Annotated in this window: 6 protein-coding genes and 1 pseudogene; all 7 read left to right on the top strand. The window is 43.2% G+C overall.

Annotated features, from left to right (window positions below):
* Positions 1 to 592: 592 nt before the first annotated feature.
* The 7 genes and pseudogenes from OQ5_RS0101250 (at position 593) to OQ5_RS0101215 (ending at position 9,201) form a co-directional block, all read left to right on the top strand.
* Positions 593 to 1,609: a LacI family DNA-binding transcriptional regulator gene (locus OQ5_RS0101250; protein WP_016775747.1), complete on the top strand. Its 1,017-nt coding sequence runs from the start codon at positions 593 to 595 to the stop codon at positions 1,607 to 1,609.
* A gap of 1,351 nt (positions 1,610 to 2,960) precedes the next feature.
* Positions 2,961 to 4,310, top strand: a complete 1,350-nt coding sequence (locus OQ5_RS0101245; protein ID WP_026055060.1) for an MFS transporter — start codon at positions 2,961 to 2,963, stop codon at positions 4,308 to 4,310.
* Between the two features lie 3 nt (positions 4,311 to 4,313).
* On the top strand, positions 4,314 to 4,958 hold the full coding sequence (gene pgmB, locus OQ5_RS0101240; protein WP_016775745.1) for a beta-phosphoglucomutase: 645 nt from the start codon (positions 4,314 to 4,316) through the stop codon (positions 4,956 to 4,958).
* A 57-nt stretch (positions 4,959 to 5,015) separates the two neighbouring features.
* Complete coding sequence (locus tag OQ5_RS24025) at positions 5,016 to 5,678, top strand: hypothetical protein (protein ID WP_255297330.1); 663 nt, start codon at positions 5,016 to 5,018, stop codon at positions 5,676 to 5,678.
* Positions 5,605 to 7,019 (top strand): annotated as a pseudogene (locus OQ5_RS25175) (glycoside hydrolase family 65 protein); the annotation flags it as partial. The gene OQ5_RS24025 and the pseudogene OQ5_RS25175, both read left to right, overlap by 74 nt.
* A 42-nt stretch (positions 7,020 to 7,061) precedes the next feature.
* Positions 7,062 to 7,349, top strand: a complete 288-nt coding sequence (locus OQ5_RS25170) for a glycosyl hydrolase family 65 protein (RefSeq protein ID WP_369688180.1) — start codon at positions 7,062 to 7,064, stop codon at positions 7,347 to 7,349.
* A complete protein-coding gene (locus OQ5_RS0101215; RefSeq protein WP_016775742.1) occupies positions 7,336 to 9,201 on the top strand; it encodes a glycoside hydrolase family 13 protein in 1,866 nt (621 codons plus the stop codon). The genes OQ5_RS25170 and OQ5_RS0101215 overlap by 14 nt, the downstream gene beginning before the upstream one ends.
* Positions 9,202 to 9,232 lie beyond the last annotated feature (31 nt).

The following is a 9,232-nucleotide window of genomic DNA, read 5'->3' as shown; positions in this document are numbered from 1 at the left end:
AATTCTCAACCTCAACCTTAGCCCGGGTTTCGGGTTGTGCCTGGTCAGACGCACGATCGTGCGTCGCTACTTCTATCTTCCGCCTTCTATCTCTGTATTCTTCTGTGGTGAATTCTTAGCCTTAACCTTAACCTCAGCCTTAACCTTAACCTTAGCCTCAGCCTTAATTGATAATTAATCTGTGTAAATCTGTGATATCCGCGGTGAATCCTCAACCTAAACCTTAGCCTTAGCCTTAGCCTTAACCTTAGCCTTAGCCTCAGCCTTAAATGACCGGTACAGAAACCTATTCCTGCATTTGAACTGTTCCAAAGAACGAAAACAACGTTTCGCGAATATTTCTAAAAAGAAATACACCACTTTTTTATATATTTGGTTCTACCAGGAATTTAATGACAACTGGAAATTTGTTTATAGTTAAAATGTAGTATATGTGGTTAAAATATAGTTTAACGTAGTTTATATGTTGTTCTTTAGTTTTTCCAACTATATTTCAACCATATTTAAACCACATTTAAACAGTGTTTTATAAAACATAAATATTTAATCACTAATAAGGGTAGTACCCATTTCTAAAACAAACATTAATCTGATGAAGTCGAACCACGTCACTCTAAAAGATATAGCCAGAATTCTTGAACTATCTCCATCCACCGTCTCAAGAGCACTAAAAGACCATCCTGATATAAATGAGGAGACGAAAAGACTCGTAAAAACATTTGCCGAAAAGGTAAACTACCGTCCCAATGCTTTGGCACTGAGCCTGAGACGTCAAAAGACCAATACCATCGGACTGATTATTCCCGAAATTGTCCACCATTTTTTCTCATCAGTTATCAGCGGGATTGAAGACCTGGCTTATGGTGAGGGATACAATGTTATGATCTGCCAGTCGAATGAAAATTACCAACGCGAAGTAATAGACACCCAAGCCCTTATCGATCACCGGGTCGATGGCATATTGGTGTCGGTCAGCAAAACCACCAAAGATTTTTCACACCTGAAAACGGCTCATGAAAACGGGATTCCCATGGTGTTTTTCGATCGCATCTGTGAAGATATCCTTACCGACCGGGTCATCACCGACGATTTTAAAGGCGCTCACATTGCAACATCTCATCTTATTGACCGCGGATGCAGAAACATACTGCACCTGGCTGCCCCACAGCATCTGATAATAGGCAGTCAACGTAAAGAGGGATACATCAAAGCTTTACAAGACAGAAATATACCTGTTGACGAAGACCTCATTGTAAAATGTGATACCAGGGAGTATGTGGCCAGCTTACGTGAACATCTTCTTAAACTAATAAAGGAAAAGAAGGTTACAGGTATATTTGCCGTCAACGACAGCACTGCCATCGCTGCAATGCAAGCACTTCAAAGTGCAGACTATAAAATTCCCGACGACATCAAAGTTATTGGTTTTGGTGACGGCCCCAATGCCGAAATTGCTTATCCTCCATTAACCACCGTCGAACAAAAAGGCTACGAAACCGGTCGCGAAGCTATGCGATTACTCCTCCAAAGACTCGAAAATCCCGGAATAGAGATCAACTATTCCACCAAAGTACTGACACCTACTTTAAAACAAAGACAATCGACCTGAGGAAATAGTCAATAGTGGTTAGTGGTTAGTGGTTAGTCAATAGTGGTTAGTCAATAGTAGTTAGTCAATAGTGGTTAGTCAATAGTGGTTAGTGGATAATGGTTAGTGGATAGTGGTTAGTCAGTAGTGATCTGATAGGTTGTGACGGGTGATGGGATTGGTGATATTGTTAAATTATTGGAAAGTTATAAGTTCATATTATCTAACAATCTAACACCCCTAACAATCCTAACAATTCCTAATAACCCTAACCTGGACAAGCCAGAACCAAACAAATTTATACATTTCCTGTCGCAGCTCCGCAGCTTTTTGTTTTTCTTCTTACATAATTCTACCGTTCTGTCGCCGCTCTGCGGCTATAAATTGCTGATATATTGTTGACAATACCAAAACCGCGGAGCGGTGACAGAGCAGTAACGTTACCAATAAAGTTAGCAACAATTACCCGCGAAACGGTGACAGAGGACTAAATATCTCTTTTTTACCACACACAATAATTAATTGCTTTGCAAGAATTCGTGGTTCATGAAAAACAAATGTCGAATCTCACGTCCGAAATCGTTTGCAAAAAAAAATGAATCAACATTTGCCTTTTTTAAAAAAATACCGCAAACGATTGAAATATCAATATTTCAATGCTTTAAGAATTTCAATCCTTTTTTAAAGCGGCACTTTTTTATCAAAAATTCACATTAATTTTTACATTTGTACGGTAAGAGATTTTATTCTGCTGCTTCATTCAATAATTCGTTAAAAAAGCTTAAACGCAGAGACACAATGACGCAAAGTTTTTAATATGAGAGAGTTGCGCCCTACGTCATTTATATTGTGTAAACAGTTAATGACCAGACATCTGTAAAAGTTTAACGGAGTATTGTCATTATAACATCATAAATAGTGCCTGTCTGTAAAGTAGGAAAAGTTTCCTACTTATCATGTGTCTGTTCAGAAAGTGTCATTTACCAGGCTTGCGATATCCGAAAATACGGAGTTTACTCATCGTAAATGAGAAATTTTCGGACAAACGTAACACAGTAAATGGCACTTTATGGACCGACACCAAATAACCTGCATTATTCATGAAACAAGTATGGCAAGGTTTGACTTTGCCTGCTGATTTCCGTGAGTCATCCTTCTTCTCCAAAAGCCATTAAAGGCATTCGGAATATTTAATATCAAGCGAATACTTTATACTTTCAGTTCACAATAACGGTATGTATGAATGCCGATGGCCAATTTGATTTAATGAGTTTAGCAATATTGTGGAGCGGAGCCCCGATTATTCGGGACGAGTGTTCCCGGTCAATCGGTGCAGGGTATCAGACCAATAAACTATACAAATATTGTACGAATGAAGAAATTACCTCGATTAACGAAGGCGCAGATTTGGAATATGAGTCTGGGGTTCCTCGGGATACAGTTCGGATTTGCGCTCCAAAATGCAAACGCAAGCCGTATTCTTCAGACCTTCGGTGCCGACATTGAGCATCTCGGATGGTTCTGGCTGGCAGCGCCTATCACGGGTATGCTTGTGCAGCCCATAGTTGGCCATTACAGTGACCGGACATGGAACAGGTTGGGTCGAAGACGTCCATATTTCCTGGCAGGAGCCCTTTTTGCTGCGCTGGCACTGGTATTTATGCCCAATGCCGAAATTCTTGCAGCCATTATTCCACCCATGTTTGTGGGTGCAGGCCTGCTCATGATCATGGATGCCTCCATCAACGTATCAATGGAGCCTTTCAGAGCGCTGGTTGCCGACAAACTTCCGCTCGATCAGCGTACTTTCGGATTCTCGGTGCAATCTACACTTATTGGCATAGGCGCTGTTGCTGGTTCGTGGATCACTTATGTCCTGGCCGAATGGCTGAATGTGTCTAAAGTGGCCCCGGCAGGCAGCGTTCCCGACAATGTCATATTCTCTTTCTATCTGGGAGCCGCAGTCTTAATTATTACAATTCTTTGGACGGTCATTACCACCAGGGAATATTCTCCCAAAGAAATGGAAGAGTTTCACGGCGAGGAAGCACATCCCACACCGGCCTCCAAAATGGTAAAAAAGGAGAGTGGAATTGTTCAAATATTAAAAGACTTTGTCGCTATGCCCCGCACCATGAAACAGCTTGGTGTGGTTCAATTTTTCTCATGGCTGGCACTCTTTGGAATGTGGGTTTATACAACACCGGCCATTGCACAGCACGTCTATAATTTACCTGTCACCGACACAAGTTCCGAAACCTATAACGATGCCGGAAACTGGGTTGGCGTTCTCTTCGGCGTCTACAACGGAGTAGCGGCTCTGTATGCTATGCTGCTTCCTTTTATTGCAAAAAAGACCAGCCGGAAAACAGCCCATTCCGTTTCATTGCTTTTCGGAGCAGCAGGATTGCTCTCCATATATTTCATAAAGGATCCCGACATTCTCATTATTCCAATGGTTGGCGTAGGTATCGCCTGGGCAAGTATTCTTACGATGCCTTATGCAATTTTGTCGGGGGCACTGCCCGCGAGAAAAATGGGTATCTATATGGGCCTGTTTAATTTCTTCATCACGATTCCACAAATTGTTAACGGAATATTCAGCGGTCCTGTGCTCAAAGCCTTGTTTAATTCACAAGCCGTTTTTGCATTAATCATTGCCGGTGCAAGCCTGCTCATAGCAGCTGTTTCGGTCTATTTTGTGGAAGATAAAGAAGACTAAACTATGGTAAAAGGATGCATTTTCGATTTGGACGGAGTGATTGTTGATACTGCCCGTTACCATTTCATAGCATGGAAAGAGCTGGCCAATGAGCTGGGTTTTGAATTTTCGGAAAAAGATAATGAGCGCCTCAAGGGTGTCAGCCGCATGAGGTCGCTCGATATTTTACTGGAGATTGGTGACCTTGACTTTCCTCAGGAGAAAAAAGAAGAACTGGCCAAAAAGAAAAATGAGAATTATCGTTCCTACATCCTGAAAATGACTCCGGATGAAATTTTACCCGGAGCCATGGAGTTCATTAAAGAAGTCAAGGAAAACAACATACTTACGGCAGTAGGTTCGGCCAGCAAAAATGCCATGACCATTCTTGACCGACTGCAACTCACATCATGGTTCGACGCCATTGTGGACGGAACCAAAGTGTCGAAAGCCAAACCAGACCCCGAAGTGTTTCTGAAAGGCGCTGAAGAATTGAAACTACAACCCGCGGATTGCGTGGTATTCGAGGATGCCGAGGCCGGAGTTGAAGCCGCATTGCGTGGGGGTATGAAATGCGTGGGGATTGGTTCGCCCGAAAATCTGGGTAAGGCTCACCTTGTAGTTTCGGGACTCCATGATATGAACATGCAAAAATTGTCACAATTATAGAACCAAGTGTGGTAACGATCTAATATTAATGCGGAATGCCCGCTTAATAAAAAACAGATGATGAGACAATATTTGAAGAAAGACGAGTGGCGAATTATTGAAGAAGGATTTAGTCCTGAACACCATAAAGCATCTGAAAGTATCTTCAGTCTTGGAAACGGACTGATGGGGCAACGCGCCAACTTCGAAGAAACCTGGAGCGGCCCGTCCCTCCGCGGAAGCTATATTGCCGGTGTTTACTATCCCGACAAAACAAGAGTGGGATGGTGGAAAAACGGCTATCCCGAATATTTCGCCAAAGTAATCAATTCACCAAACTGGATTGGAATTGATGTAAATATTGACGGGGAAACACTCGACCTTTTTAAAGTTCAAAAGGTTGAAGAGTTTAAGCGTATCCTCGACATGAAAAAGGGTATACTGAAACGCCAATTTACAGCAAAGCTTAACAACGGTCAACTGATTTCGGTCACAACTGAAAGATTTTTAAGCATGGAAAGGCCGGAGATTGGTGCTATCAGGTATTCAATCACGCCGGAAAATGATGATTGCAAGATTATCTTCACCCCATATATAGACGGAGATATAAAAAATGAAGACGCCAATTATGATGAGAAATTCTGGAATATTCTGAGTACCGAAGCTTCTGATTTTAAATCAGCTCTTCTGGCTCAAAACAAAAAAGCTGGATTTCAGGGTAGGATATGCAGCCGAAAGTGAATTAACCGGCGCTGAGGTTGAAGAAGTTCAGCCACTGAAAAACAATAACTTTGCGGGAAGCCATATTACTGTCTTCACAAAAAAGGGAGAAAAGATAATCATTAACAAATATGTAGCTGTCTGCAGTTCTCTTAATCACCCGGTCGAACAAATACTCCCAAATGCCAAACAGCAGGTTCAGGGAGCCGTAGCCACCGGATTCGATAAATTACTGGACGAACATATCCGGCACTGGGAAAACATCTGGAAACACAGTGATATAAAAATTTCCGGAGATGTAGCTGCTCAACAGGGCATCAGATTCAACATTTTCCACCTTAACCAGACTTATACCGGTCAGGATGAACGGCTAAATATCGGCCCAAAAGGTTTTACAGGTGAAAAATACGGTGGCAGCACCTATTGGGACACCGAAGCCTATTGCATCCCGTTCTTCCTGATGACAGCACCTCAGGAGGTCGTAAAAAACCTGCTCATATACAGATACAAACATTTGCAAAAGGCCATCGAAAACGCCGAAAAACTGGGCTTTACCAACGGCGCTGCCCTGTATCCCATGGTAACCATGAACGGTGAGGAATGCCACAACGAATGGGAAATAACTTTCGAAGAGATACATCGAAACGGGGCCATTGCCTTTGCCATCCACAACTATATTCGCCACACAGGCGACGAAGCTTATCTCGAAGATTACGGACTAGAGGTACTCATTGGTATTGCAAGATTCTGGAGCCAGAGAGCTACCTTCTCTCAAGAGAAAAAGCAGTTTGTTATACTGGGGTTACCGGCCCCAACGAATACGAAAACAACATCAACAATAACTGGTATACCAACAAAATTGCTCAATGGTGCCTCATCTATGCCAGGGAAGCCATTCGCATAGTCGAAAAAAACAACCCCAAACGCCTCGAAGAGATCCTCAAAAAAACAAATCTTGACCGCAGGATGGAAACAGGTGTATGGAAATCGATTGCCGGAAATTTATATTTCCCCTACAACAAAAATGATGAAGTGTTCCTCCAACAGGACGGGTATATGGATAAAGAACAAATTACAACCGATGAACTCAGCCCGTCCGTCCGCCCGCTTAACCAACACTGGTCGTGGGACCGGATACTTCGCTCATGCTTTATCAAACAGGCCGACACCTTGCAGGGCATATATCTTTTCGAGGAAGAATATGACACGGAAACCATCCGTCGAAACTTTGCTTTTTACGAGCCAAGAACCGTCCATGAATCGTCGCTTTCGCCATGCGTTCACAATATTCTGGCAGCCAGGACAGGTAATATCGAAAAGGCTTACGAGCTATACCTGCGAACCAGTCGTCTTGATCTTGACGACTACAACAACGAAGTACACGAAGGATTGCACATTACCAGCATGGCAGGCACCTGGATGTCAATTGTGGAGGGCTTTGGCGGAAAACGGGTCTACAATGACGGGAAACTGCGTCTGGCCCCCATTATTCCCAAACAGTGGAAAGAATATGCTTTCAGGATACGCTTCAGAGGAAACGATCTGGAAGTAAAAGTAAACCAGGAACAGGTTGAAATTACCTGCCATGGTGCAGGTAAAACCACCCTTCTGCTCTATGGAAAAGAAATCAGTATACCGGCAGGCAAATCTGCCACGAAACCATTAAATGCTAAGTTTTATGCGAAAAGTTAATCTTGTTTTAATATTAGTACTCATTGCTCTGACGAATTTACTGAGCAATGTAAATGCAGCCCGGAATATTAAAGACCGACTTGAACCTTCCTCCTGGTGGATCGGGTTTAAAAATCCGGTTGTTCAGTTAATGGCTTACAGTGAGGATATTGGACTGCTAAGACCGGAAATTAATCACCCGGGCCTTACCATTAAGCGAATTATCGGCGTCGAGAATCCAAATTATCTGTTTATCGACGTGCTGATTGATGAAAAAGCCAAACCCGGGGTGGTCGAAATCCTGTTTAAAGATGGCAACAAAGTTCGGAAAACAATGTCGTTACAACTGAATGAACGCAAAAAAGGATCGGCCCGACGCCAGGGATTCAACAGCTCTGATGCCATCTACCTGCTTATGCCCGACCGTTTTGCCAATGGCGACCCGACAAACGACGATGTGGAAGGTATGCTGGAAAAAGCCGATCGCAAAGCACCCTACGGTCGCCATGGCGGTGACCTCAAAGGCATAATGAACCATCTTGACTATATTGCCGATATGGGGTTTACCGCAATCTGGATCAATCCCGTACTGGAAAACGATATGCCTGAGTCGTCCTATCACGGGTATGCCACCACCGATTACTATAAGATCGACCCCCGTTACGGAACCAACGAGGATTACAAAAAACTGGTGGAGATGGCCAACAGTAAAGGCCTCAAAGTTATCAAAGACATGATTTTCAACCACTGCGGAAGCAAGCATTGGTGGATGGACGACCTCCCTTCTGACGACTGGATCAATTATGATGGTTTTGTACGTTCCAATTACCGATTATCAACCATCTCGGACCCCAATGCTTCCAGGGCCGATCTGAAACTGGCAACCGAGGGATGGTTCGACACTTCTATGCCGGATCTGAACCTGCGCAATGAACTTCTACTCAATTATCTTATTCAAAACAGCATCTGGTGGATAGAGTATGCAGGTTTGCAGGGCATTCGTCAGGACACCTACCCTTACCCCGATAAGCATGGTATGGCAGAATGGAACAAACGCATCAATCTTGAATATCCTAATTTCAATATTGTTGGTGAAGCCTGGATTGGTGAACCTTCCAAACTTTGCTACTGGCAAAAAGACTTCCCCAACAGCGACGGTTTCAATTCTCATCTGAAAACCATCATGGATTTCCCGCTGATGGATGCAATGCACATAGCATTTAACGAAAAGGGAGGCGGATGGAGCGACGGACTGATACGTCTTTACAATGTCTTGGCCGACGATCACCTCTATCCGGATGTCAATAATATGCTGGTGTTTCCTGAAAACCATGATGTAGGAAGAATCTTCACCATTCTGAAAGAAGACCCTCGCAAAATGAAAATGGTTACCGCTTTCTTTGCAACCATCAGGGGAATCCCCCAGTGGTACTACGGAAGTGAAATACTGATGACAGGAAACGGCTATGACGGCCATGCGCACATCCGTCACGATTTTCCCGGTGGCTGGCCTGGAGACGAAATCAATGCTTTTACGAGTAAAGGCCGAACCGACGAGCAAAACGAAATGGTGGATTATCTTTCTAAAATCCTGAATTTCCGGAAAAACAGCAAAGCCATACATCATGGAAAAACACTCCATTTTGTGCCGGAAAATAATGTATACGTTTATTTCCGCTATCTGGAAGATGAGGCCGTTATGGTAATCCTCAACAATTCGGACAACGAAGCACGCACAATATCAGGCAAACGCTTCGATGAGATATTATCGCAATACAGTAAGGGGACAGATGTTCTGACAGGAGAAAATTTAAGTGCACTCGATAGTTTTAAAATTGATGCCAAATCGGCAAAAATTATAGAATTAAAATAATGAGTTAATCCCTCAGCGGGCTTGTAGCAAT

Source organism: Anaerophaga thermohalophila str. Valhall (assembly GCF_000250735.1).
Classification (GTDB): Bacteria; Bacteroidota; Bacteroidia; order Bacteroidales; family Marinilabiliaceae; genus Anaerophaga; species Anaerophaga thermohalophila_A.
Note: the sequence above shows the minus strand (reverse complement) of the source record. Positions and strands in the feature narration are given on the sequence as shown.

Bases quoted from the DNA above. Each gene is read 5' to 3' on its own strand.
- pgmB (WP_016775745.1), top strand. From the start codon at position 4,314: ATGGTAAAAGGATGCATTTTCGATTTGGACGGAGTGATTGTTGATACT.
- OQ5_RS0101215 (WP_016775742.1), top strand. From the start codon at position 7,336: ATGCGAAAAGTTAATCTTGTTTTAATATTAGTACTCATTGCTCTGACG.
- OQ5_RS24025 (WP_255297330.1), top strand. From the start codon at position 5,016: ATGATGAGACAATATTTGAAGAAAGACGAGTGGCGAATTATTGAAGAA.
- OQ5_RS0101250 (WP_016775747.1), top strand. From the start codon at position 593: ATGAAGTCGAACCACGTCACTCTAAAAGATATAGCCAGAATTCTTGAA.
- OQ5_RS25170 (WP_369688180.1), top strand. From the start codon at position 7,062: ATGGCAGGCACCTGGATGTCAATTGTGGAGGGCTTTGGCGGAAAACGG.
- OQ5_RS0101245 (WP_026055060.1), top strand. From the start codon at position 2,961: ATGAAGAAATTACCTCGATTAACGAAGGCGCAGATTTGGAATATGAGT.